Source organism: Aminobacter sp. Y103A (assembly GCF_030294925.1).
In the GTDB taxonomy this organism is placed as follows: Bacteria; Pseudomonadota; Alphaproteobacteria; order Rhizobiales; family Rhizobiaceae; genus Aminobacter; species Aminobacter ciceronei.
Genome location: NZ_AP017987.1, coordinates 90,935 through 115,917, shown reverse-complemented (window position 1 = coordinate 115,917; position 24,983 = coordinate 90,935). Strand labels below are relative to the sequence as shown.

The window sequence follows — 24,983 nt, the reverse complement described above, 5'->3', positions numbered from 1 at the left end:
CCGACACCGGCCATGTGGCAAGTCAGTCTTCTCCGCCCTGCGGGTAAGAGATGATCGACAGAAACCTTATCGGCAGCTTTGTCAGTTGTTCGGAACCGTGTGGGGTGTCGGCTTCGAAGAACAAGCTGTCGCCGGGCGACATGTGATAGAGCGTTGGGCCGTGGCGATAGGTGATCTCGCCCTCGAGCAGGTAGAGGAATTCCATACCCGCGTGCTGGAACAGCGGGAAGGTGTCGGTGTGGCTGGTCAAGGTGATGAGATAGGGCTCGACGGAGACAGTGCTGGATGACGAGGCGATGTAGCCGAGCAGATTGTAATGGTGGCCGGCGCGGGTGCCGCGCCGCTCCACCTCGACGCCTGTGCCCGCCCGGACGAAGACCGCGCTGCGCTCGTCCTCGAAGCTTCTGAGCAGCGCGGTCATCGGGACGCCAAGCGCCTGGGACAGGGCCTGCAGCGTGGTCAGCGACGCCGAGATGACACCGTTTTCGATTTTCGACATCATACCGACCGAGATGTTTGCCGCCCCCGCAAGCTCGGTTGCCGTCATGCCGCGGCGCTTGCGGCAGGCCCGTACCTCGCGCCCGATCGCGGCCTGCAGTTCGTTCTCGCTGGGTGCCCGGACCGCGTGCGGATCCTGCTGAAGCGCAGCCGGCGCGGCCGTCCTGGCGAATGCCGTAGCTCCGCGCGCAAGGAAGCCCGCGGCGCGAGCCGGACGCGTGAGAACTGAACTGCTCATCCTGGCACCTCGTTGCTTTTAAGTCTGCAGCCGCCGCCCTGTGGGGGCGGCCGCTGAAACTGCCTGTCTCAGACGAGGCCGGTCACCACGCCTATACCGGCGAAAGCGGCGAGCGCGCCAAGCGAACGGACCACGACCGCTCCACGTACGCCGGCCTTGCCGTCGAGAGCCAGGCCGAAGCCAAGTCCGGCCGCGTGCAGCATCGCCGTCGCCAGCACAAAGCCTGCGCCATAGGCCAGACCGCTAGCACTTTCGGGCATCTCGGCGCCGTGGGCATAGCCATGGAAGACCGCGAAGAAGCCGACCAGCGCCATGGCCGCCGCCACTCCGGCGCGCAGGTTGAAGGCGACGACACCACCGAGAACGACGATCGACAGGCCGATGCCGAGTTCGACGAACGGCACGGCAATGCCGGCAAGACCAAGTGCGCCACCCAGGATCATCACGGACACGAAGCTTGCCGGAACGAGCCAGCGGGCCCGGCCGCCCAGCTGGGCGGCAAAGAGCCCAACCATCACCATGGCGAGCACATGGTCGAGCCCGCCGAGCGGATGGGCAAAGCCGTGGGCGAAACCTTCGACATGGCCGATGCCGGTGTGGGCACTGGCGAGACCGGGCGCCAGTAAGAAGGCGGCCAGTGCCGCTGTCCGAATGAGAGATTTGCTGTTCATGATCCTGTTCCTTTCATCATTCACAGATCAGATGCGAATTGGTCGTCATTTGCGCCGCCGCGCAGGTTGCTGGCCGAAGGCCGCAACCACGGCGAGCGCAAAGAGATCGTTGGCGATGCCGCGCGCCGCGATCGCGTCCGCCGCCAGGCAGCGCACGCCCCAGCCTGCTCCATTGGGCAGCGCGGTGATGCCGGCGACCTGGCGTTCCGCTCGACCGAGGCCGGCGAGCTCATCGACAGTTGGCAGCCGGTCAGGCGCGCCAACGAGCATGAAACTGGACACGACTTTCCATGCGCCGACGGGCGAAGTGGGTCCGGCAAGGTCCGCTCCGGCGATGTCAAGATTGTCGCGAACGAGCAGCCGTCCGTCGGCGTCCCGAATCTCGACCTTCGCCTCCAACTTCTCGAACGGACGGTTGCGCGCCTGCGGGTCGTGCAGGGCGAAGGCGTCGGACAGCAACAGCACCGCACCAGGCGCGAGCCGGGCCTGGGTGATGTTCGAACACGCGGCACCGGGAAACAGCACCAGCGGATCGGGGGTCAGCGCCAGGAACGCCCCTTCCTGCAGCACGATCTCGGTCGTCTGGCGGGCCACCTGGCCGTAACAGTCGTGAACGACCGTGGCCGCCTGGGTGGTGACGTGGCCGGCGGCGCCCGTCCCAACATCGAAGCGGCTCGAAAGCCTGTCGTCCCGGTAGAGCCCGCCCGAGGAAGACTGCTGGTAGACGGTGAGCAGGGACGGGATGGCGACATCGAGTGCAAACGGCCGCGTCATGTGGAACGGGTAGGAGACGTACTGGCGCCCGATATGCGTACGCGCGCCATGACGGGACAGCGACAGCTCGAAGCGGCCGTTGCGCGCCCCGGCCTGGCGCGGATGCGGCGTGGCATGCTCGGGGCGCAGTTGTGGCCAGTGGCTGGTCATCTGAACAACACGTCCGAGAGGATGCGGTCGGCGATCGTGTCGACCCCTTCATTGCTGCGGCAGTTTGTGAGCGCCATCGGCCGGCCGGCGCGCGCGGTGGCAGCCTGTGCTGCCATCGCCGCGAGGTCGACGCCGACATAAGGGGCAAGGTCGGTCTTGTTGACGACCAGCAGATCGCATTTGAGCACGCCGGGGCCGTTCTTGCGCGGAATGTCATCGCCGCCGGCAACATCGATGACGAACATCCACCAGTCGACGAGGTCGAGCGAAAAGGTCGAGGCGAGATTGTCGCCGCCGCTTTCGATCAGGATCAGCTCGACATCCGGGAACAGCGCCTCGAGATCGTCGGCGGCGGCGATGTTGAGGGTGGGATCCTCGCGAATGACGGTGTGCGGGCACGCGCCCGCCTCGACAGCCGCGACGCGCGCCGGGTCGATCAGGCCCGAGCGGCGGATGCGCTCGGCGTCCTCGGCGGTGACAAGGTCGTTGGTGACGATCGCCAGCGACACGCCGCGCGCCGCAAAGGCCGGGATCAGCCGTTCGATCAACGCGGTCTTGCCGGAGCCGACGGGACCGCCGATGCCGATGCGGGCGGCGCCGACGCGCGAGGGAGGCGGATTCATTGAGGTCGTCCTGGTGTCCATGATGTCACCTCAGCATGTAGCGTTGGGTCAACGGCAACTCGTAAGCCGGCTCGCATGTCGCCAGCTCACCATCGACAAAGACGTCGAAGGTCTGCGGATCGACGCGGATGTTGGGACAGGCGTCATTGTGCAGCATGTCCTTCTTCGACAGGGTGCGATTGCCGCGTGAGGGCAGCAATGCCTTCTTCAAATCGAGCGTCGCGGCCAGTCCGCGCTCGATGGCGAGCGGATTGACGAAGCATGCCGACAGTGCCTGCTTGGCCCGGCCGAAGGCACCCCATTGCGGACGCAGCAGCAGCGGCTCGCAGGTCATCAGCGAAGCAGCGCTGTCGCCCATCGCGCCCCAGGCAATGAAGCCGCCCTTGATGACGAGCTCCGGCTTGATGCCGAAGAAGGCCGGGCGCCAGATGACGATGTCGGCCATCTTGCCGTCTTCGAGCGAGCCGACATGTTCCGCGATGCCGAAGGTGCGCGCGGCATTGATGGTGTATTTGGCGACATAGCGCTTGATGCGCTCATTGTCGCCGAAACGCGTCGCCTCCTCGGGCAAGCGGCCACGCTGCTTCTTCATCTTGTCGGCCAATTGCCAGGTCCGGCAGATCACCTCGTTGATGCGGCCCATGCCCTGGCTGTCGGAGCCAAGCATCGAGATCGCGCCGATGTCATGGAGGATGTCCTCGGCGGCAATGGTCTGGGCGCGGATTCGGCTTTCGGCAAAGGCGACATCCTCTGGGATGGCCGGGTTGAGATGGTGGCACACCATCGTCATGTCGAGATGTTCGTCGAAAGTGTTGATCGTGTAGGGGTTGGTCGGGTTGGTCGACGACGGCAGGCACCACGGCACGCCGGCGACGCTGATGATGTCGGGCGCATGCCCGCCCCCTGCCCCCTCGGTATGGTACATGTGGATGGTGCGGCCGTTGATGGCGGCGAGCGTATCCTCGAGGAAGCCGGACTCGTTCAGCGTGTCGGTGTGGATCTGGACTGGGAAATCGAGCTCGTCGGCCACCGTCAGGCAGGTGTCGATCGAGGCCGGCATGGTGCCCCAGTCCTCGTGCAGCTTGAGGCCGAGGCAGCCGGTCTCGATCTGCTCGACGAGCGACGCAGGCCGGTGCGAATTGCCGCGGCCGAGGAAGCCGAAATTGATCGGCCAGTGCTCGGCCGCCTGCAGCATCTTGCCGACGTTGAACGGGCCGCCGCAGTCGATGCCGACAGTAATCGGACCCAGCGAGCCGCCGAGCATGGTGGTGATGCCGGAGGCGATTGCATGGTCGCAGAGCTGTGCGCTGTCAAAATGGACATGGACGTCGAGCGCACCGGCAGTTGCGATCAGGCCTTCGCAGTCGCGCACGGTGGTCGCCGCCGAGACGATGAGGCGCGGGTCGACGCCGTCCATGGTGGCCGGATTGCCGGCCTTGCCGATGCCGACGATCTTGCCGTCACGGATGCCGAGATCGCCCTTGACGATGCCGACGACGGCATCGATCACCGTGACGTTGCACAACAGGAAGTCGAGCGCGCCTTCGGCGCTGGTGACGCCGGCGGCGAGGCCGGCGCCGTCGCGCAGCGTCTTGCCGCCGCCATGCAGGCATTCGTCGCCATAGACGGCGAAATCCTTTTCGACGACGGCGACGAGCGAGGTGTCGCCGAGACGGAAGCCATCACCGGTGGTTGGGCCATACATTGCCGCATAGTCGCGGCGTGACAGGGTTGCCATGATCGTTCCTCCCCTCAGGCGCCGCGGAAGCCGCGGGCGCGGGCATTTTCAAGAGCCGCGGCCTTGGCCGCCGGATCGTCGGCCGAGCCGTTCGACAGTCCGTTGAGGCCGGAAAGCTGCTGCTGTCCGCCAAAGGTGGTCAGCGGCACGTCCTTCTCCTGACCCGGCTCGAAGCGAACGGCGGTACCGGCGGCGATGTCGAGACGCATGCCGAAGGCAGCCGCCCGGTCGAAGTCGAGCGCCTTGTTGACCTCGAAGAAATGATAGTGGCTGCCGATCTGCACCGGCCGGTCACCGGTGTTGACGACCTTCAGCGTCAGCTTGCGGCGTCCGGCATTGAGCTCGATGTCGCCATCCTCGGCGACGATTGCCCCAGGTTCGACGTCGTCGGCCGCAGCACCCGCCGCCGGGCGCAGCGGCTCATGCACGGTGACCAGCTTGGTGCCGTCCCGGAACGTCGCCTCGACCTGCAGCATCGGCAGCATTGCCGCGATCCCGGGCATGACATCTGCCTGGGTCAGGATGGCCGAGCCGATCGACATCATCTCGGCGACCGAGCGCCCTTCCCTGGCACCTTCGAGGATCTCGTCGGTGATGATCGCCACCGCTTCGGGATAGTTGAGCAGGAGCCCCTTGGCCCGCCGCTTGCGCGCCAGTTCGGCCGCCGTATAGATCGTCAGGCGCTCGAGTTCGGTCGGTGTCAGCAACATCGTGGGTACTCCTCAATTCGAAAACAGGCGCTGGCCCGAAGCGCCATGCATGGCGACCGCGATCTCGCAGAGCGGCGTGAACGACCGCAGCGGTTCGTCGTCGCCGACAGGCAAGCGGGCCGCGGCCTCGATGGCAGGCAAAGCGCGTGCGACAACCTTCTGGGCGTCGATGGCGCCGATCACGCCAAGCCGCACGGCGGCAGTCGAAAGCGACGCCACCATCTGGTAACCGCCGATCGCTACGGCACTCGCCTCGTCAAGGTCGAGCGCCTGCCAGGCGAGGCCCTGGACGACCGGCAGGTGGCCGCAGGCTTCGCCCTTGCGGACCATGGCGCGATAGGCGGCAGCGCCGCAGGTTCCGATCCGCTCATGCGTGGTCAGAAGCGCCATGCCGTTGCGGCGCGAGCCCGAGCGCAGCCCCTCGACGAAGGTCGAGGCCTCGACCTCGCGGTCGAGTTCGGCCAACGCCTCGAGATCGCCGCCGAGCCGGTGGGCCCGAACCAGCGCGACACGGTCGGCATCGGCCCAGCGATGGCGGATCTGGATGTCGACGAAAGCAGCGAAGTCGAAGGCACCCAGTTTTCCGGCAAGCGTGGACGAGGCCTCCAGCCCCTGCGAGAAGGCAAAGCCGCCGGAAGGGAACTGCCCGTCTGCATGCTGCAGGGCGACGAGCAGATGTGCCGATGGAACGCTCATTCGGCCTCCTCGGTCATCTCGACGCGGCCGCCCGAGATGAGCGGCTCGATGCGCGCGGCGTAGGCCGTGGCCGGACCGTCCTGGGCGACGAGCAGATCCTCGCCGTCGAAACGCACCCGCCAGTGCAGGTTGCCGGCGTGATAGCCGAGTTCAAGCGCGTCGCTTGCCGAACGCGGCGTGAATCTCAGCCAGCGCTGCTCGCCAGCGCGTACGATCACGGCGCGATGATGGTCGAGCACCAGCACGGCGCCGTCATGCAGTTTCTGGTCGCGTGGCAAGGTGATCGCCACCTCCTCACCCTTGTCGGTTCGCGCCATCAGCCGCCGGCGGTCGAGATCGCCGACGGCCACCGTCACGAACTCCACGGCGTGGTGGTGTTCGAGATGATGGATCGCCTCATGCATTGCCGGATCGCTTCGGCTGCCAAGCACGCCTTCAACTCGGAGCATCTCAAAATCCTTTCTGCGCTTGACCTGCAGGCCCCCAGCCGCCTTCGCGGCTAAAGGCCCATGTGTTTGTGGATCAGTTCGTTGCTGAGGTCGGCGGTGTCGCCGGCCGCCGCGATCTGTCCCTTTTCGAGGATGGCGAAGCGGTGCGCCGCGGTACGGGCAAAACGTATCTTCTGCTCGACCAGGATGATGGTCAGGCCATGGTCCCGGTTGAGCGAAACGATCGCCTCTTCGATGTGCTCGACGATGTTGGGCTGGATGCCCTCGGTCGGCTCGTCGAGAACCAGGATGCTCGGGTCGGTGGCAAGCGCGCGGGCAATGGCCAGCTGCTGCTGTTGTCCGCCCGAGAGGTTGGTACCGCGCCGGTGGAGGTGATCCTTCAGGAACGGAAACAGCGTCCAGACCAGCGGCGGCACCGACGTCTGGCCGTCGGCGCGGGCGTTGCAGCCGAGCAGTATGTTGTCGAGCACGCTGAGCCCGGGCACGATCTCGCGCCCCTGCGGCACGTAGCCGATGCCGCGCCGTGCCCGCTGGTAGGTCAGGTCGCCGCTGATGTCGGCGCCTTCGAACTCGATGGCGCCTTTGGTCTGCACGCCGATGCCGAGCAGGCTGCGCAGCAGCGTCGTCTTGCCGACGCCGTTGCGGCCCATGATGCAGAAGACCTCGCCCTCGCGGATTTCAAGGTTGAGATCGTGGATGATGTGGCTCGTTCCGTAGAACGCGTTGAGGTCTTTGAACTTAAGCATGGCTGAGTGTCGCCGATCCCAGATAGGCCTGTATCACTGCGGGGTTGCGTTCGATCTCCTCGGCCGTCCCCTCGGCGAGCACAGCCCCCTGGTGCATCACGGTGATGGTCCGGCAGATGCGGCGGACGAAGGCCATGTCGTGCTCGATCACCAACACGGTGTGACCGCCGGCGAGATCGAGCAAAAGCTCCGCCGTCTTGTCGGTTTCGGCCGCCGTCATGCCGGCGGCCGGCTCGTCGAGCAGGATGATCTTGGGTTCCTGGCTCAGCACCATCGCCAGTTCGAGCCATTGCAGCTGGCCGTGCGACAGCTCCGAGGCCTTGCGCTTCATCGAGCCGAGAAGCCCGGTACGCTCGGCAACCGCTACCTCCTTGTCGCTCGGCCTCCCTTTCACCCGCTCGAACAGGTTCTCGAAGACGCGGACACGGCGATTGCTCGCCACCTGCAGGTTTTCCAGCACCGTCATGTCCTTGAACACCGTCGGCGTCTGGAACTTGCGACCGACGCCGCTGCGGGCGATTGCGGCCTCGCCGATGCCGGTGATGTTGCGGTCGCGCAGCCAGATCTCGCCTTCAGACGGCAGCGTCTTGCCGCACAGGAGATCCAGCAAGGTCGACTTGCCGGCGCCGTTAGCGCCGATGATCACTCTGAGCTCGCCATCGGCGATCGACAGGTCGACGTCGCGCACGGCGGGAAACTCATCGAAGCGCACGGTAAGGTTTTGTGTCCGCAGGATCGGTACAGTCGACACCGCGCCTGCTTGGGATGGCCTATGAACGGCATTCATCGGTTACGCCTCCCTTGCCGACAGCTCAGACTTGACGAGAAGATCGGCCTTGTCGGGGCGCTCGGTCTTGCCGGAGAGCTTGGCTCCGCCGAGACGCTCAGCCTTGCCGGGACGATCGATGAAAGCCTTGAAGATCCCGGCTATTCCGTTCGGCATGAACAGCACGACGACGACGAAAAGCAGCCCCAGGATGATAGGCCACACCGGCTGGAAAGTCGCGCTTTCGCTGGCCAGCGAGCCGACGAAGTTGACGATCAGCGCTCCGATGCAGGCCCCGAGCAACGAGGCGCGGCCGCCGGTCGCCGCCCAGATCACCATCGAGATGCTGAGCGACGTCGCCATCAGCGACGGCGTGGCGAATTCCGACGTGACCGTGAACAGCATTCCCGCCAGGCCGGCGACGCCGGCCGAGACGCAGAAGATGAAGAGCTTGTAGTTCTCGACGTCGTAGCCGAGATAACGCGCACGCGCCTCGTCCTCGCGAATGGCCTTGAGTACCTGGCCGATACGTCCGGTCAGCATGTAGCGGGCGAGCAGGATCACCGCGATCAACGTCAGCGCAACGGCATAGTAGACGCTCGGTCCGTAGGGGTCGAATTCAAAGCCGCCGATCTCAAGCAGCGCAAGGTTCGCCAACCCGTTAAAGCCGCCGGTCAGCGGCTGGTTGTTGATGATGAGCAATTGCCCGATCAGCGCGAAGGCCAGCGTGATGATGCTGACATAGACGCCGGTCGTGCGCCGCTTGAACATGACGTAGCCGATGCCGGCGGCCAGGATGCACGGCACGACGATGCCCGCGATCATGCCGACCGCCACCGAACGGAACGGGATCCACAGGAACGATCCCGTCGTGACGCAGCACAGGTCACGAACCGCATTGGGCTCCATGTTGAGAAGCATCAGCTGCGGCACCGGATTGTTTTCCGGCACGGCAAGCGTCAGCGACATCGCCAGCATGTAGGCGCCCATGCCGAAGAACAGGCCCTGCCCGAGGCTGAGGATGCCGGCATAGCCCCACGACATGCTGATGCCGATCGCGCAGATCGAATAGACCAGATAGATCGCGACGCGGTTGGTCCAGAAGCTGTTGAGCACCAGCGGAAGCGCGAGCACAACGGCGAAGAAGGCGATGTAGGCGATGATGGAAGCGGTGCGGTAAGTCATGCGCTCGTCCATGTTGCAGCCAAGCTCAGCGGCTCTTGGTGACAAAGAGGCCCTGAGGCTTGAAGAGGAGAATGAAGATCACGACGGCAAACAGGACCGTCCGTCCGTAAACGTCGTTTGCCCAGGTGGCGACGAAACTCTGGACTTCGCCGAGAATGCCTGCCGAGGCGAAGGTGCCGAGCAGATGACCGACACCGCCGGCGACGACGACAAGGAAGGCGTCGACGACATAGGGCGTGCCCATGTCGGGCGACACGGTCTTGAAGCCGGACACCAGAACTCCCGCGATGCCGGCAAGGCCGGAGCCATAGGCGAAGGCCAGCATGTTGACGCGCTTGTCGTTGATGCCGCAGGCCGCGGCGGTGTTCCGGGCGACCGAAACAGCGCGCAACTGGCTGCCGAAGCGCGTCCTGTACATCACAAGCCAGGTGATGGCGCCGAGCGCCAGCGCGGTGACGAAGACGAAGGCCCTGTAGACCGGGATATTGGCGCCGAACAGTTGAATGGCCTGCTGCAGTTCGGCAGGAACCGGAACGTTCTGCAGGTCGGAGCCCAGACCGTCGATCTCGACGCCGAACAGGCCGAGCCCGAAATGGATTCGGATCAGCTGCTGCAGGATGAGCGCGATCCCCCACGTCGCCAGCAATGTATCGAGCAGTCGGCCGTACAGCCTGCGCACCACGGTGCGTTCGATGATCAGACCGAATGTCGCCGTCACCAGAAACGCCAGCGGCAGGCAGAGATAGATGTTGAAGCCGAGATGCTTGGTCGCCAGCACCGTGGTGTAGGCGCCGATCATCACCATCTCGCCATGGGCGAGATTGATGACGTTCATGGTGCCGTAGATGATCGCCAGGCCAAGGGCGACCATGAACAAGATCGATGCGATACTCAGGCCGATGACAAAGGTTTCCATGCCGCTTCCATCCGTTGGTCGGGGGCGCGTGCCGGCACGGAATCCGCGCCGGCACAGCTGGCAGTCAGGGGGCTAGAGCGTCGCCCCGCTCGTCGTGCAGACCCGCTTGTCAGCGGTCTCGCCAACGCTGGAGTAAGGCAGCGGCACCAGCGGTTCTGCGTACTGGTCGACGATGTCGAGCAGGCCGTCGGCGCGGGTCTTGCCGATGCGCGGCGTCAGGTAGCTGTGCAGGTTGTCGGGGTCGATGGTGACCTTGCCCTGGGGTGCATCGAAGGACAGACCGCCGGCATTGGCGACGATCGCATCGGGCGCGAGGTCGCCTGCCTTTTCCGCGGCCATCGCCCACATGTTGACGCCGATATAGACCGCCTCCATCGCAGCGTGGGTTACGGCATCGGCGCCGGCATAAGCCTTGAACGCCTCGACGAAAACCTTGTTCTGCGGCGTGTCGACGGTCTGGAAATAGGGCAGCGAAACATAGCTTCCGAGCGCGTATTCCGGGCCCATCGCCTTGATCTCGACTTCCGTCGTCGTCGAAGCGCAGAGCGGCAGCTTGTCGAAATCGTAGCCCTGGTTGCGCAGTTCCCTGTAGAAGGCGACGATTGAGTCACCCACCACGTTGGAGAAGATCACGTCGGCCCCACTCGAGCCGATCTTGGAGACCATCGACGCCCACTCGGTGTGGCCGAGCGGCAGGTACTCGTCGCCGACCACCTGCATGCCGATCTTTTCGCAGATCGTCTTCGATGTCTTCGCCATTCCGCGCGGAAACGCATAGTCGGAGCCAACGATGAACACCTTGTTCTTGCCCAGGCTCTTCTGCAGCCACGGCAGCGAGTTTTCCAGCTGCTGGTTGGGCACAGCGGAGCCGGCATAGAGCACGTTCTTGGAGCACTCCTCGCCTTCGTACCAGGTCGGCCAGACGAGCAGGCCCTTGCGCCGCTCGACGACCGGCAGCACCGCCTTGCGGCTGGCGGTGGTGTAGCAGCCGAAGATCACCGGGACCTGGTCCTCAATCGTCAGCTTGCGGGCCTTTTCGCTGTAGATGCGCGGCTCGGACGCCGGATCTTCGATGATGGCGCGCAGCTTGCGACCAAGAACACCGCCCTTGGCGTTGATTTCGTCAATTGCCATCTGGGCGCACTGGTTCATCGATTTCTCGACGATCGCGGTGGTTCCGGTCAGTGAATACATGATGCCGACGGGAATCTCGTCGGCTGCCCAGGCCTTGTCGCCGAGACGCAGGATTGAAGGAGCGGCCAGCCCGATTGCCGCGAGGCCCGACGCTTTCAGAAATGTACGCCGATCATGGTTCTTCATAGGTCCTCCTGTTCGCATCGTTGTGCGTTGATTTTTGTGAAGCCGCCCCATTCGCGACCACCTGCACGCTTTATTAGGAACTCCTAATAGTCAATACATCTATAAGTATATTTTTCGTATACCGAATGATTCGACAATTATACGTATATATTCAGCACATATTACTGCGCAGAATTGTAAATAAATACTCTGATTGTGTTTTTTCTTGCGACGTTACGGAGCGAATCCTTTCACGAGTAGGGCAACATGTTTCCAGACACCGGACAAAACGAAGCCGCGCACGCGTTCGCACGCGCTGACCGAAGAGCGTCAAGAAAGTGCTGCAGATCGAACCAACGGCTGCCAACGGCCTTGTCGGGAGCCGAAAAACAAAAAAGCCCGCCAACTCCTGCGAGGAGCTTGCGGGCTACATAGCCACTCGGCGCGGACCACATTGTCTCACACCGTATCGACATCCGAGGTTCACCCGGCGTCAATTATTTTTCATATTAGTCACGCATGTCCTTGAACGTCAAGAGCTCATGCGCGTTGATGATCGCACTCGCCAGATCATCCATTGGCACGCGTTTCGCCATCGCTTGCCGGCGGATGTTCTCATACGCGTCCTGCTCGCTAAGCCCTTGCGTTTCCATGAGAATGTTCTTAGCACGCAGGATGCGGTTGTTGCCGGCCAGCTTGCGCTCAAGCTTGCGGATGCGCTTGCTGGCGTTCTGCCGCTCGAGCCAGAGCGCGCGCGCGATGGTCAAATTTGTCAACAGGCCGAACGGGCGTATCGGCCGCTCGATGACCGCCAGCGCCCCGCACTCCAGCACCACCTGCAGCGTGCTTGGATCCTCATAAGTGACGACCGCAATCAAGGCGGGATCGGATGGCTCCACCGGCCGGAACAGGCTCAGGATCTTGTCACGGTTCTCCTGCTCGATCGAAACCAGCACCACCACCGCCGACGGGTTTATCGCATCGGGCAAGGGCCAGGTCGTTTCGCAACTGCAGCCGATGCGCCTGAGATGCTCGACCAGCGCCAGCCCCGCCGCATCTGGCGGGTGGATGACTTGGACGCGCAGGCCCTTCAGGTCCTGGAGAATGCTGGTTGCCACCGAGAACGATCCGCTAAGCCTTGCGTTTCAGCTGATGGGGTTTGCTCATCCAATCATCGAATGACGCCGTGACGAAGTAGGGGTCGGGCCTGATCCTCGTCTCGGATTGCCAGATGATGTCGAACTTGCCTTCGTCATTGACCCGCCCGATGCGCGACCACAATTCGGTGTGGTGGTTGTCGGGGTCGATGCGTATCCGCCCTTGCGGCGCGTCGAACTCCAGCCCGGCGAGATGTTTGGCCAGCGCTTCCGGTTCGTCCGTACCGGCCAGCTCCAGCGCTTTGGCATAGAGATGAACCTGGAAATAGGCAGCCTCGGCGCCCGCCGTAACAGGGGCGTCGGCGCCGAACCGCTGCTTGAAGGACGATACGAATTGGCGCGCCTGCGGCGTGTCGAGCGTCTCGAAGAACGACGCCGAGGTCAGGTGTCCCGCCGCGATGTCAGGCGCCATCTCGGCGACTTCCGCTTCCGTTGTCGTCAGGCTGGCGATCGGCATCGTGGCGACGTCGAAACCGGCTTCCTTGTAGGCCTCATAGAGCATGACAGCACCCGTACCGACGACCGTCGACACCACGATGTCCGGCTTCAGCTTGCTGATCTGCTTGATGACACGATTGAAATCCTTGCGCACCGGTTCAACGGGCACATAGAGCTCGTCGAGAATGGTCCCCTTGGCTCTCATGACAAGGTCCATGACGACGCGGTTGTATTCGTAAGGGAAGACGTAGTTGGAGCCGACCAGCAGGAAGCGCGTGCCGTAGTTGTCGATCAGATAGCGCGCGAGCTGGACCGCGTTCTGGTTCGACGACGAACCGGTATAGAAGCAACGCGTCGAATACTCGAACCCCTCATAGAAGGTCGGGTAAAAAAGCATGCCGCGATAGGCTTCGATTTCCGGCAGGACGGCCTTGCGCGCCGACGACATGTAGCAGCCGAAGATGATCTTGATGCCGTCCTCGGCGAGGAGGCGAACGGCGAGTTCCTGGTACTTTTTGGCCGAGCATTCCGGATCGTAGAAGACCGCCTTTATCTGCCGCCCACGAACGCCGCCGGCCGCGTTGATCTCCTCGATCGCAAGGCGCGTCGCGTTCGCTTCGGCCGTCTCGGCCGCCGCAGTCACTCCGCTGTTGGAAAACAGGACGCCAATCCGCCAGTCACCAGTCGCCATGCGCTATAAGCCACCTATTGAGCAGGTCGATAGAATACTACCCGGTCATCGGCGCGAGCCGGGCGGAGTCTGCTTAGGGAGATTTGGGAAACGCCACTGTTTCCAGTCCCATAGAGATATCCTGACAGCTCGGGAAAGGCAACGCGGCTCTGCGGATCTGCCGCGAAGGAGAGGAGTGTCCGTGGACAGCGTGTTCCGAGCCATTGCCGGCAGGTAGGCGGTCCATGACCGCCTACCGTCTTGTTCGAATGCCCAAGCCACAAATTGTCAGGCGTTGCCGGTGAGCATGTCGTAAAGCGCCAGCGTCACCACATTGGTTGCCAGGACGAGGTCGTCGATCTTGAGCTTTTCGTCGGCACGGTGCGCATTGGCCTCGAGCATCGTTCGCGGACCGGCGCCGTACAGCACGGTCGGAATGCCGGCATTGCTGTAGTGCCGCGCATCGGTGTAGAGCGGCACGCCGTGCGTCGGGACGGCCTCGCCGGCCAGCTCCGAGGCATGCCTCTGCAAGGCACCGGCCAGGCGTTCCTGCCCGACGAGCGGCTTCAGCGGATTGGCCAGCATCAGCTGGCGGACATGGCACTCGACGCCCGGAATCTCGCGCGCGGTCGCCTCAATGAAGGCGATCAGGTCGCGCGCCACCTCCGGACCGTTCTCTTCCGGGATCATCCGGCGATCGACGCGCATCACGATCTTGTCGGGCACGACATTGGTGTTGATGCCGCCGGAGATAAGCCCCACCACCAGCGATGGCGTGGTGATGCCTTCGACCGACGAGCGCTGCTCCGAAAAACCCGAGCGCAACGAATAGAGCCGGCTCAGTATGTGCGTTGCCGCCTCAAGTGCGTCGATGCCTGTTTCGGGCCGCGCCGCATGGGCGGACTTGCCACGGACGTCGATGTCGAGATGCAAGCAGCCATTGTGGGCAGTGACGACGCCGTAGGACAGGCCGGCGCAGATCGCATAGTCCGGCTTGGTCAAACCCTGCTGAAGCAGATGGAGCGGGCCAATGTCGCCGCCGACCTCTTCGTCGTAGGTCAGGTGGATCTCGATCGTGCCCGACAGCTTCTCGCCCAATGCGCGCAGCGCCAGCAGCGCATAGGCATAGGTGACGAAGTCGGACTTCGAGGTTGCCACACCCCGGCCGTACATCCAGCCATCCTTGATCTCGGCGCCGTAGGGATCAACGGTCCAGCCTTCGCCAGGCGCCACGACGTCGCCATGCGCATTGAGCGCGATCGTCGGACCGGGCCCAAACCTATGGCGGACAATCACGTTGGTGGCACTGATCATGCCGACGCTCGCAACCAGCGCATCGGGCACCTTGTGTCGCTCGACGGTGAAACCAAGGCCTTCATACAATTGGGCAGCGCGATCGGCATGCGCTGCGCAATCTCCGGGCGGGTTGTCAGACGGCACCTTGACCAGCTCCGCCAGCATGCGCACCTGGTCGTCACGATGCAAACGGATGTAATCCAGCAAACGCTCTGAACCGAGGCCGGGGCTTTTTTCGATAGGGTTCGGTTCCATTAGGGTTTTCCCTGAAAATTCTCGATGAAATGCAAGAGCACAGCCGCCCCCGTTGCAACGTCTGCCGCGGTGACCGACTCCTCCGGCGAATGGCTGATGCCGTCCTTGCAGCGAACGAAGATCATGCCGATGTCGGTGACCGTGCTCATCGCCATGCCGTCGTGGCCGGCACCGCTGGGCAGGCGCAGAGGGCGCGTTCCGGCCGCTTCGACGGCGGCCGCGATACGGTCGACGAAATCGGGCGCGCATGGGCAGGACTTGAGATCGAGGATCTTGTCGATGTCGATCTCCACTCCGCGCCTTGCCGCGATGGCCCGGGCAGCGACGCCGAGTTCGTCGAAGGCAGCGTGGCGGACACTGTCAGCCTGCGAGCGCAGGTCGACGGTCAAAGAGACCTCGCCCGGGATGACATTGATCAGTCCCGGGTCGGCCTTGACGAAGCCGACTGTGCCCACCGTATGGGGATGGACCGAGGCGATACGCTCGACCGCCAGCGCGATCTCGGCTGCTGCCAGGAGCGGATCCTTGCGCATGCCCATAGGCACCGTGCCGGCATGATTGGCCGCACCCTTGAGTGTCACGACGGCGCGCGTCTGGCCGCTGATCGCGGTCACCACGCCGACCGACAAACCCTCGGCCTGGAGCACTGGTCCCTGCTCGATATGAAGCTCGACATAGCCGATCATGTCGCCCGGCCGATGGGCTGCCCTGGCGACGGCCTCGGGATCGAGACCGAACGCGATCATGGCCTCGCGAAGGCTGATGCCTTGCGCATCCTTGGCGTTGAACAGGTCGTCACCGAACTGTCCCGTGATGGCGCGGCTTCCGGCGAGCGTCGTCCGGAACCGCGTACCTTCCTCGTCACTGAAGGCGACGACCTCGATACCGAACGGCAGGCGGCGGCCGCGACCGTTGAGCACGGCAACGCAGTCGAGCGAGGTGACCACGCCGAGCGGACCATCATAGCGGCCGGCATGGACGACACTGTCCATATGCGAGCCGGTAATGAGATAGGGCCCGCCGCCGCTTTCGGAATGGTAGCGGCCGACGACGTTGCCGGCCTCGTCGATACGCGCGTCCATGCCGGCATCGTGCATCCATCCGGCAATGGTTTCGGCGGCCGTGCGATGTTGCGGCGACAGATAGAGCCGCGTCACGCCAACGCCCGGCTCGCTGATGCTGCCAAGCTCGTCGCAGCGCCGCATGATGCGCCGCCCGGCGTCGGTTTCGTTGAGGTAAGTCGACATGATGCTATCCCGGAGCCTTGCGCCGCTACTGCCGCTCAGGTGCATGGTGCTTGTGCCAATGGCGGGCGATTTCGTCGCGCCGGCAGATCCAGACGCCTTCGTGCTTCTGGACGTAGTCGAGGAAGCGCAGGAACGAAGCCCAACGCCCGGGGCGGCCGACGATGCGCAGGTGGAGCCCGGTGGACATCATCCGCGGGGTCCTGTCGCTCTCGCGGTAGAGCACGTCGAACGTATCCTTGAGATAGGTGAAGTACTGGTCGCCGGAATTGAAGCCGGCCGCCGCCACAAAACGCATGTCGTTGGCTTCGAGTGTGTAGGGAATGCGCAGATGCTGCTTGCCGTTGACGTTTTCCCAATAGGGAAGATCATCGGCATAGGTGTCGGAATCGTAGAGGAAGCCACCCTCCTCGACCACCAGCTTGAGTGTGTTCGGGCTGCAGCGTCCGGTGTACCAGCCGACCGGACGCTCGCCAGTCACCCGCGTGATCGTGTCGATGGCAAGCTTCATCTGGGCGCGTTCGGTGTCTTCGCCCATCCACTGGTGGTCGATCCACTTCCAGCCATGACTGGCGATCTCGTGGCCGAGGGAGTGCATGATCTTGCCGGCCTCGGGGTAGTGCTGCAGCGCCAGGCCGTTGGCCAGAACAGTGGTGTGGATGCCGCGCTGCTTGAACTCGTCGAATACCCGCCAGAACGCCACGCGCGTGCCATACTCGTAGAGCGACTCCATGTTCATGTTGCGCACGCCGAACAGCTGCGGCGCGCCGATGATGTCGGAGATGAAGTTCTCCGAATGAGCATCGCCGTGCAGAACGCAGTTTTCGGACCCCTCCTCGAAGGCGACGATGAACTGCAGCGCGAGCTTGGCGCCGTTCGGCCAGTTGGCCATTGGCGGCCTGTTGCCGTAGCCGACCATATCGCGGGGGTATGACATTGTTCGATCCTTTCTACCTGTTCCGGACGGACGCCGGCCTAGTCGCGCGGTGCGATTTCAAGATGCTTGACCGATCCGCTCAGCCGCTTGGGCAGCGGATAAGCGAAGTCACCGAATTTGCTGGTGCCGAGCCTCAGGGCGACGATGCCTTCAATGAGCTTGGTCGCAGCGGTAATGCCTTCGATGACCGGAACGCCGATCTGCTCCTGGATATGCGTGGCCAGGTCGGCCATCCCGGCGCAGCCGAGCACGATGGCGCCGATGTCGTCTTCGGCGACGGCGCGGCGGCATTCCTCGACGATGTCACGGCAGGCCGCCATACCGGTCTCCTCGAGTTCGAGGACCTCGAGCCCGCAGGCCCGGACCTTGCGGCACTGATGTTCGAAGCCGTGGACCTGCAGCAGATGCTCGCAGATGATCTTGGTGCGGGCGAGCGTGGTGACCACGGAGAAGCGGGTCGCCACGATGCTGGCGACATGAAAGGCCGCCTCGGCGATACCGATGACCGGCCCGCGCGCGATCTCGCGGGCGGCGAGATAGCCGGGATCGCCGAAGCAGGCGATGACATAGCCGTCGACACCGGCGTTCTCTCCCTCGCGGATACGCTCGAGGATGCCGATCGTGCTCAGCGCCTCGTCATAGTGGCTTTCGATCGACGGCGGGCCGCTCTCGACCGAGACTGACAGGATCTCGGTGCCCGACGAGGCAACGCCTTGCGCTGCAGCCAGGTTCTTCCTGGCAAATGCGGAAGTGGTCGTGGGATTGATGATCTCGATCTTCATGACCTGCCCCTAGCCGCCGAGATAGGCGCGGCGGACGTCGTCGTTCTCGGCCAGCTCATGCGAAGGCCCAGACAAGGCGATCTTGCCCGTCTCGAGCACATAGGAGTGGCTGGAGAGCTTGAGCGCCATGCGCGAGTTCTGCTCGACGAGAATGACGCTGACGCCATTGTCGCGGTTGATGCTGGTGATGAAGCGGGCGATCTCGCGGACGATGATCGGCGCGATGCCGAGCGACGGTTCGTCGAGCAGCAGAAGCCGCGGCTTGGACATCAGCGCGCGACCGATCGCCACCATCTGCTGCTCGCCGCCCGACAGGCTGCCGGCCTGCTGGCCGATGCGCTCGCGCAAGCGCGGAAACCGGGTCAGAATGCCTTCGAGGTCGGCAGCGACACCCGCATTGTCCTTGCGACGATAGGCGCCCATCAGAAGGTTGTCGCGCACGCTCATGAACGGGAAGATGCGTCGCCCTTCCGGCACCATCGCCACGCCGCGTGCCACGATCTGGTCGGGTCCCTTGCCGTCGATGCGCTCGCCGTCGAACCAGATCTCACCACTCTCAGGCGCGGTCAGGCCGGTAATGGCGCGCAGGATGGAGGACTTGCCGGCGCCGTTGGCGCCGATGAGGGAAATGATCTCCCCCTCGCCGGCATTGAGGGAAACACCCTTCACGGCGCGAACCCTGCCATAGGACACGGCGAGGTCCCGGATCGAGAATTGCGCGCTCATAGGCCGATCTCCGTATCTTCCGCGCCGAGATAAGCCTCGATGACCTTCTCGTTCTGCTGGATCTCCGCCGGCGTGCCCTCGGCGATCTTGCTGCCGAAGCTGACGACCACGATGCGTTCACTGACCGACATCACCGCAGCCATGTCGTGCTCGACCAGGATAGGCGTGACGCCCTCGTCGCGAATTTTGCGGATCAGCTCGACGCCGCGCTTGGTCTCGTCCGAGTTCAGCCCGGCAAACGGCTCGTCGAGCAGGATGAGCTTTGGCTTGGCAGCAAGCGCTACCGCGATGCCGAGATTGCGCAGCATGCCGTGCGGCAAGGCGGCGGACACCGTATTGGCAAGATGTGCCATGCCGAGCAGGTCAAGTACGTGATCTGCGTATTCGCCGGCTTCCCGCTCGTCTTTCCTGGCGCGCGGCGTCCGGAAGATCATGCCGGCGAGCGAGGCCTTGCAGTCCTTGTGGTAGCCGAGCAGCACCGTCTCGCGCACGGTCATGTCCTGGAAGCTGGTGTTTTCCTGGAACGTCCTGACGATGCCGTGGCGGGCAACCGCATGCGGTCCGATGCCGGTAATGTCCTTGCCGTTGAAACGGACGGTTCCCCTCGTCGGGTTGAGGAAGGAGGCGATCAGCTTGAAGCAGGTGCTCTTGCCGGCGCCGTTGGGGCCGATGATGGAAAGAATCTCGCCCGCATCCAACGTGAAGTTCAGGTCGTTCACTGCGGTCAGGCCGCCGAAGATCTTGGTCAATCCGCGAACTTCAAGCATTGGACGCCTCCTCCAGCTTGCCGGAGCGCCGCTTGATGACGCTCAGGATTCCGTTCGGCATGAGCAGGATGCACAGGATCATCAGGCCGGAGAAAATGACGGTCTGATAGCGCTGGAACTCATGAAGGAGTTCGAAGCTGCTCATCATGACAACGGCGCCGACCAGCGGGCCAACGACGAATTCGAGACCGCCGACGAAGCAGTAGACCATGAAGTAGACGCTATCGAGCACCTGGAAAGTGGTGGGGTAGACGTTCTGCTGCAGAGTGGCGAAGAAGGCACCGCCGACACCGGCATAGAAGCAGCTGACCATGAAGGCGACGACACGATACTTGGCGACATTGATGCCAAGACTCGACGCCAAATCCTCGTTCTGTCTGAGCGAGCGGAACACGGCGCCGACGCGGCTGGTGTCGAGAAGCCACATGAACCAAAGGCCAAGCAGCATCAGCGTGCCGGCGAGGTAGAAGAACGGCAGCCGCGCGCCCTTTTCGAAGGCCGGAATGATGGTCAGGCCGAACAACGACAATTCGCTCGGAAGCGGAAGGTCGACGATGCCCTGGGCGCCATTGGTCAGGGCCGGAAAACTCAACGCAGTCAGGCGGCAGGCCTCGGTGATGCAGAGCGTGATCATGGCGAAATAGACGCCCTTGAGACGCAGCACCGGCCAGCCGATCAGGCCACCGAGCAGGGCCGCGACGGCTCCCGACAGTGGCAGGCAGATCCAGAACGAGACGCCGAGCCGCGACACCAGGATGGCTGTTACGTATGCGCCGATCAGCGCAAATCCCGCCTGGGCAAGGTTGATGCGACCGATGGCGAAGGTCAGCCAGACACCGAAGCTGATGAAGCTGACGGCAGCCATGGTGGTGAACACGTTGAGCAGGTAGCCATTGGCGCCGAAGACCAGCGGAATGGCAAGGAAGTAACCTGCCGCGATCAGCAGCCCCAGCCCGATGGGCTTCAGCGAGGAGCTTCGCTGCTCGCTTGGGGACAGGTTCACATTTGGCATGGATATGGTCTTTTGCATGGTCGTCTCAGCCCCAGGGCTTACCCATGATCCCGTTCGGCCTCACGATGAGGAAGCAGATCACGATCAGGAAGATGATGAGAAAGGTCAGTGAGCCCGGCAAAAGCGCGTAGCCGACCGATTCGAGGAAACCGAGGACGAAGCCGCCCAGGATGGCGCCGGAGAGCACGCCTGCACCACCGATCATGATCATCAGGAATGCCTTGATCGAGATGGCCGTGCCGGCGCCGGTGTGGACGGCGAAGATTGCCACGAGCAGGCCCCCGGACAGGCCGGCAAGGCCGGTCCCGAGGCCGAAGCCCATGGCCGAGAGCCACTTGAGATTGACGCCCTGAAGAGCAGTCGCCTCGCGGTCCTGTGCCATGGCCCTCAGCGCCCGGCCGGTCTTGGTGTAGCCGATGAAGGCCATCAAGGCGGCGATCAGCATCGCTGCGACGACGATGACGACGATGCGTCCGGTGGGTAGCCTGGCATCGAAAACTTCGATGACGCCGGTTGCGATTGGGGGAACGCCACGCTGCTTTTCGCCGAAGACGATCAGCGCCAGGCTTTCGAGGAACACCGCCGTGCCCATGGCCAGCAGCATCGTCACCTCCTCGCGCTTGACGCGCAGCATCACCGGCCGGAACAGGAACAGCTCCATGGCCACGCCGAGCAGGCCGACGATCAGGAAGGACATGACGAGGCCGAACCAGAACGGCAGCCCGAACACGACATTGAAGTAGTAAACGACGAACCCGCCGATCATGTAGAGCTGACCATGGGCGAAATTCACCACCTTCATGATGCTGAAAATGATGGTGATGCCGAGCGCGATCAGCGCGTAAGTCGTTCCGACGACAAGTGCATTGAGCATAACCTGCGTCATGCGAAGTCTCCTGTGCGAGGATGGACCTTCCGCCCATCCGCGGTCCGCGTCATGCGGACCTCATGCGAGGGAAGTGCGGGCGGCGGTCATTGGGGGCGAACCGCCGCCCGTGTTCGTCAGTCAGGGAGTTTTCCGACGAACAGCGGCTTGTATTCGCCGTTTTCGACCTGCTGCACGACGATCGGCACGGAGACCTGACGTGGCTGGCCGTAGTCGGTGCGGCCGACATATTTCAACTCGCCGCCGTCCTTGAGGAACGGGTTCTTGCCGACGAAGCCGTCGAGTGCCGCCTTGAACACATTGGTGTCCTCGATTGCCTTGGGTCCGGCGCTTTGCAGCGTCTGGATCATGATCTCGGGACCGTAGACATAGAGGCCGGCGACATCGTTCCACTCGCCCCAGTCCTTGGTGTAGCGCTCGATGAACTTGACCATGAAGTCGCTGCGGATCGCCTCGGTGCTGGCACCGCCGGCGGCAATGAACCCGTTCGACGCGTCGCCAGCCACTTCGTAGATGGCCTTCGGGTCCTGCCCGGTCTCGGTGCTCATGGATCCCGTGAAGCCAAGTTCACGCGCCGCCTTGATCAGCGGGCCGACATCCGAGGGCGATACGCCTGAAAGCACGATGTGATCCGGCGAGGTACCGATCACCTTGGTCAGGATCGGAAAGAAGTCGGTGGTGCCGGACTCGTAGGTTTCCTGGTCGGAGACGACCTCCAGGCCGAGCGCCTTGGCGCCGGCTGAGCCTTCGTCACGCTGCTTGATGGGATCGGCGTTGTTTTCGGAGACAAAGGCGATCTTCTTCACGCCCTTGTTGTCCATCAGCCATTTGTAGATGACCGGGCCGACCTGGTAAGATGCCACCATGCCGAGGATCGACTGGGAGGCAGGTGCCTTGTAGAGCGACTTGGAGAAGGCGTAGGGCATGTTGACCGTGCCATTCGCCTCCATGACGGTCTTGGCGCTTTCCGCCGTGGAGTCAGTGTTCGGCCCCTGGATATATTTGACACCTTCCGACACCAGCTTTTCGGCACCGGTCTGGGCGCCCTTGGGATCGCCCTTGTCGTCGACGCACACGACCTCGATCTTGTAGGTCTTGTCGCCGATCGCCACGCCGCCGTCGTCGTTCCACATGCCGGCCCGGGACTTGAACGTCTGACACATGACGCCACCCCAGCCGGCAAACGGCCCGCTCATCACACCCAGCGCACCGATCTTCAGAGTTTCCTCGGCATATGCCGAAGTTCCGGCGACCAATGCTCCGGTTGCCGCTCCTAATATAAGCACCCTGCGCAGGGCACTTTGTCTCTGCTGACGCAATTTCATCTTGTCCTCCATTGTGATACTCGGCTTTCATCTGCAATTGAACCCATGTCAATTGGTTCAATATGCTCAGATTACGCAGTTATGTTCCCTTGTTTTTGTTATTATTTGAGCGTATGTCTGGCACTTGAAGGTGTCAATTATTTCATTGACACGGTGTCAAAGTAGCGAGAGCGGCATGAACTGGAAGCCGGAGATCAGAAAGGGCGCCGGACCGATCTATGTGGCGATCTGCGATGCGCTTGAGCGCGGGATAGCCGAAGGTCAGTTGCAGCCCGGCGAAAAGCTGCCGCCGCATCGCGACCTCGCCTATCGGCTGGGCGTGACGGTCGGCACGATTGCGAGAGCCTACACCGAGGCGGCCGTAAGAGGCCTCGTCGTCGGCGAGGTCGGCCGCGGCACCTTCATCAACGATTTCGACAACCATCGCGACGACATCACCCGGCTGGTGGTGCCGGAAAAACCCCAGCCGGAGGTGATCGACCTCGGGCTCAATCTGTCGGCCATTGGCGAAGCCGACGAGATCCTCAGGTCGACCCTGAAGGATCTGTCGCGGTCAGGCTCCCTCGACGCGCTTCTCACCTATCAGCCCAGCGCAGGCATGATCTCGCACCGCGCCGTCGCATCGCAATGGCTGGAGGGTATCGGGATCAGGGCGCATCCGGACAATGTCATCATCTGCAATGGCGGACAGCACGGCCTTCTGATCAGCATGATGGCGCTGGCCGGCCATGGCGAGTCAATTGCCACGGAACAGCTGACTTATCCGGGTGCAAGGGCCATCGCGCATCAGCTCGGCATCACTCTCGCCGCGGTTCAAATGGACCACGAGGGTCTGGATCCTGCGGCCTTGCGCGAACTCTGCGAGACCAAGCGGCCGAAGGCGCTCTATTGCATGCCCGTTCTGCAGAACCCGACGACGATCACCATGTCCGAGCAACGGATGCGGGAGATCGCCGAGATCATCGAGGAGTATGGTCTCTGGATCATCGAAGACGACGTGTATGGCTTCCTTGCCGAGAACCGGCCGCGGCCCTTCGCCTCTCTCATTCCGGAACGAACCATCTACCTCACCAGCGCCTCCAAGAGCATGGCGCCTGGCTTGCGTATCGGCTTCCTGGTGGTACCGGCCAAGCTCAGCCGCTCCGTCCAGGAGATCGTCACCATGAGCAACTGGATGTCGCCACCGTTCATGGCGGCGATTGTGACCAACTGGATGGCAAACGGCTATGCCGACAAGCTGATCGCCTGGCACCGCAACCAGGCGCATGAGCGCCAGGAGGTGGCTCATCGTATCCTCGGCCACCATGCGGAGCACGCGTCCACATCCTGTTATCACCTTTGGCTGCAGCTTCCCGAACCCTGGCGAATGGATTCGTTCTCCGCCACAGCCCTGCGCGAGGGCGTCAGGGTGATCACCGCCGACGCCTTTGCCGTGAAACGCGATCATGCACCGCACGCGGTGCGGCTTTGCCTGGGAGCAGCACACTCCCTGCCGCAGATCGCGCTGGGCCTGAACCGACTGATGGGCCTGCTCAACTCGCAGCCCAAGCCGCACATGGATCTGCAATCGATCGGCTATGTGTAGCCGGGAAGGCTGACGGAGAGCGGAAGCTGGAGCCGCTTATGCGCGAGCCTTTTGCAGGGCGCGCCCGTTGTAAACCGTACCCTCGGCCTGACCTTGCGCGCCCCGGCGAACCGCCACGCGATCGAGCTGCGGAAACTGAGGTTCCAGCTTGTCCCAGATCCAGCGCGCGACGTTCTCGAGCGACGGCACGGACAGCCCCTCGATCTCGTTGAGATATTTGTGGTCGAGGGTCATCCGGACGACCTCTATCTGCTGCTCCAGCTCATAGAGATTGGCCGGCCAGCCAAAGACCGGGTCGGGGTCTCCGACGAGGTGGACGCTGACCTGGAACGAGTGACCGTGGAGGCCCGAAAAAGGCTGCAGCTGGTGTGCTGCCTCGAAGGTGAACTCCTTGTAAGTCTCGATCATTTTGCCGTCCTGCCCATCTCATGCTCAACCTGGTGC

26 protein-coding genes are annotated in these 24,983 nt (G+C 63.3%); 1 reads left to right on the top strand and 25 read right to left on the bottom strand.

Annotated elements, in window-relative coordinates:
• Positions 1-22: 22 nt before the first annotated feature.
• The 24 genes from Amn_RS28115 to Amn_RS28000 form a co-directional block, all read right to left on the bottom strand.
• Entirely contained in the window at positions 23-736 is a 714-nt protein-coding gene (locus tag Amn_RS28115; protein ID WP_286298905.1) for a helix-turn-helix domain-containing protein, read from the bottom strand.
• A 68-nt stretch (positions 737-804) separates the two neighbouring features.
• Positions 805-1,407, bottom strand: a complete 603-nt coding sequence (locus tag Amn_RS28110; RefSeq protein ID WP_067967433.1) for a HupE/UreJ family protein — start codon at positions 1,405-1,407, stop codon at positions 805-807.
• 45 nt (positions 1,408-1,452) lie between these two features.
• Positions 1,453-2,331 (bottom strand): urease accessory protein UreD, encoded by an 879-nt coding sequence (locus Amn_RS28105; RefSeq protein ID WP_286298904.1) that lies wholly within the window; start codon positions 2,329-2,331, stop codon positions 1,453-1,455.
• Positions 2,328-2,954, bottom strand: coding sequence for an urease accessory protein UreG (gene ureG / locus Amn_RS28100; protein ID WP_246341083.1), 627 nt, complete (start codon positions 2,952-2,954; stop codon positions 2,328-2,330). Before ureG ends, Amn_RS28105 begins: the two co-directional genes overlap by 4 nt.
• Positions 2,955-2,979: 25 nt before the next feature.
• The gene (gene ureC / locus Amn_RS28095) at positions 2,980-4,692 is read right to left on the bottom strand and encodes an urease subunit alpha (protein WP_263008178.1); all 1,713 of its coding nucleotides are present in this window, start codon (positions 4,690-4,692) and stop codon (positions 2,980-2,982) included.
• A gap of 14 nt (positions 4,693-4,706) precedes the next feature.
• On the bottom strand, positions 4,707-5,402 hold the full coding sequence (locus Amn_RS28090; RefSeq protein WP_067967422.1) for an urease subunit beta: 696 nt from the start codon (positions 5,400-5,402) through the stop codon (positions 4,707-4,709).
• 12 nt (positions 5,403-5,414) lie between these two features.
• A complete protein-coding gene (locus Amn_RS28085) occupies positions 5,415-6,098 on the bottom strand; it encodes an urease accessory protein UreF (RefSeq protein ID WP_067967419.1) in 684 nt (227 codons plus the stop codon).
• Positions 6,095-6,547 (bottom strand): urease accessory protein UreE, encoded by a 453-nt coding sequence (ureE, locus tag Amn_RS28080; RefSeq protein WP_067967417.1) that lies wholly within the window; start codon positions 6,545-6,547, stop codon positions 6,095-6,097. The genes Amn_RS28085 and ureE overlap by 4 nt, the downstream gene beginning before the upstream one ends.
• 50 nt (positions 6,548-6,597) lie before the next feature.
• Complete coding sequence (gene urtE / locus Amn_RS28075) at positions 6,598-7,293, bottom strand: urea ABC transporter ATP-binding subunit UrtE (RefSeq protein ID WP_154384474.1); 696 nt, start codon at positions 7,291-7,293, stop codon at positions 6,598-6,600.
• Positions 7,286-8,080 (bottom strand): urea ABC transporter ATP-binding protein UrtD, encoded by a 795-nt coding sequence (gene urtD, locus Amn_RS28070; protein ID WP_286298901.1) that lies wholly within the window; start codon positions 8,078-8,080, stop codon positions 7,286-7,288. Before urtD ends, urtE begins: the two co-directional genes overlap by 8 nt.
• A 3-nt stretch (positions 8,081-8,083) precedes the next feature.
• Entirely contained in the window at positions 8,084-9,244 is a 1,161-nt protein-coding gene (gene urtC, locus Amn_RS28065; protein WP_192320524.1) for an urea ABC transporter permease subunit UrtC, read from the bottom strand.
• 25 nt (positions 9,245-9,269) lie between these two features.
• On the bottom strand, positions 9,270-10,160 hold the full coding sequence (urtB, locus tag Amn_RS28060; protein WP_154384471.1) for an urea ABC transporter permease subunit UrtB: 891 nt from the start codon (positions 10,158-10,160) through the stop codon (positions 9,270-9,272).
• A 72-nt stretch (positions 10,161-10,232) separates the two neighbouring features.
• Positions 10,233-11,480: a transporter substrate-binding domain-containing protein gene (locus Amn_RS28055; protein ID WP_154384470.1), complete on the bottom strand. Its 1,248-nt coding sequence runs from the start codon at positions 11,478-11,480 to the stop codon at positions 10,233-10,235.
• A 488-nt stretch (positions 11,481-11,968) separates the two neighbouring features.
• Entirely contained in the window at positions 11,969-12,577 is a 609-nt protein-coding gene (locus Amn_RS28050) for an ANTAR domain-containing response regulator (protein ID WP_067967401.1), read from the bottom strand.
• A 13-nt stretch (positions 12,578-12,590) separates the two neighbouring features.
• Entirely contained in the window at positions 12,591-13,745 is a 1,155-nt protein-coding gene (locus Amn_RS28045) for a transporter substrate-binding domain-containing protein (protein ID WP_067967398.1), read from the bottom strand.
• 267 nt (positions 13,746-14,012) lie between these two features.
• Positions 14,013-15,275, bottom strand: a complete 1,263-nt coding sequence (locus Amn_RS28040) for an ArgE/DapE family deacylase (RefSeq protein ID WP_502874776.1) — start codon at positions 15,273-15,275, stop codon at positions 14,013-14,015.
• Complete coding sequence (locus tag Amn_RS28035) at positions 15,275-16,522, bottom strand: allantoate amidohydrolase (protein ID WP_286298897.1); 1,248 nt, start codon at positions 16,520-16,522, stop codon at positions 15,275-15,277. The genes Amn_RS28040 and Amn_RS28035 overlap by 1 nt, the downstream gene beginning before the upstream one ends.
• A 25-nt stretch (positions 16,523-16,547) precedes the next feature.
• The gene (gene puuE / locus Amn_RS28030) at positions 16,548-17,456 is read right to left on the bottom strand and encodes an allantoinase PuuE (RefSeq protein WP_286298896.1); all 909 of its coding nucleotides are present in this window, start codon (positions 17,454-17,456) and stop codon (positions 16,548-16,550) included.
• A gap of 38 nt (positions 17,457-17,494) precedes the next feature.
• Complete coding sequence (locus Amn_RS28025) at positions 17,495-18,238, bottom strand: aspartate/glutamate racemase family protein (protein ID WP_286298895.1); 744 nt, start codon at positions 18,236-18,238, stop codon at positions 17,495-17,497.
• Between the two features lie 9 nt (positions 18,239-18,247).
• A complete protein-coding gene (locus tag Amn_RS28020; protein WP_182574681.1) occupies positions 18,248-18,964 on the bottom strand; it encodes an ABC transporter ATP-binding protein in 717 nt (238 codons plus the stop codon).
• Positions 18,961-19,731: an ABC transporter ATP-binding protein gene (locus tag Amn_RS28015; RefSeq protein WP_192320533.1), complete on the bottom strand. Its 771-nt coding sequence runs from the start codon at positions 19,729-19,731 to the stop codon at positions 18,961-18,963. Before Amn_RS28015 ends, Amn_RS28020 begins: the two co-directional genes overlap by 4 nt.
• Positions 19,724-20,761: a branched-chain amino acid ABC transporter permease gene (locus tag Amn_RS28010; protein ID WP_192320535.1), complete on the bottom strand. Its 1,038-nt coding sequence runs from the start codon at positions 20,759-20,761 to the stop codon at positions 19,724-19,726. Before Amn_RS28010 ends, Amn_RS28015 begins: the two co-directional genes overlap by 8 nt.
• 7 nt (positions 20,762-20,768) lie before the next feature.
• Positions 20,769-21,629 carry a branched-chain amino acid ABC transporter permease gene (locus tag Amn_RS28005; protein WP_067967374.1) on the bottom strand — a complete coding sequence of 287 codons (861 nt, stop codon included), beginning with the start codon at positions 21,627-21,629 and terminating at the stop codon, positions 20,769-20,771.
• A gap of 116 nt (positions 21,630-21,745) precedes the next feature.
• On the bottom strand, positions 21,746-22,954 hold the full coding sequence (locus Amn_RS28000; protein WP_286298891.1) for an ABC transporter substrate-binding protein: 1,209 nt from the start codon (positions 22,952-22,954) through the stop codon (positions 21,746-21,748).
• Between the two features lie 175 nt (positions 22,955-23,129).
• Between Amn_RS28000 and ehuR the strand changes: the two genes are divergently transcribed.
• Positions 23,130-24,539 carry a MocR-like ectoine utilization transcription factor EhuR gene (gene ehuR, locus Amn_RS27995; RefSeq protein ID WP_286298890.1) on the top strand — a complete coding sequence of 470 codons (1,410 nt, stop codon included), beginning with the start codon at positions 23,130-23,132 and terminating at the stop codon, positions 24,537-24,539.
• A 36-nt stretch (positions 24,540-24,575) separates the two neighbouring features.
• Here the strand turns inward: ehuR and Amn_RS27990 are convergent, their stop codons facing one another.
• Positions 24,576-24,947, bottom strand: a complete 372-nt coding sequence (locus tag Amn_RS27990; protein WP_067968412.1) for a 6-pyruvoyl trahydropterin synthase family protein — start codon at positions 24,945-24,947, stop codon at positions 24,576-24,578.
• Positions 24,948-24,983 lie beyond the last annotated feature (36 nt).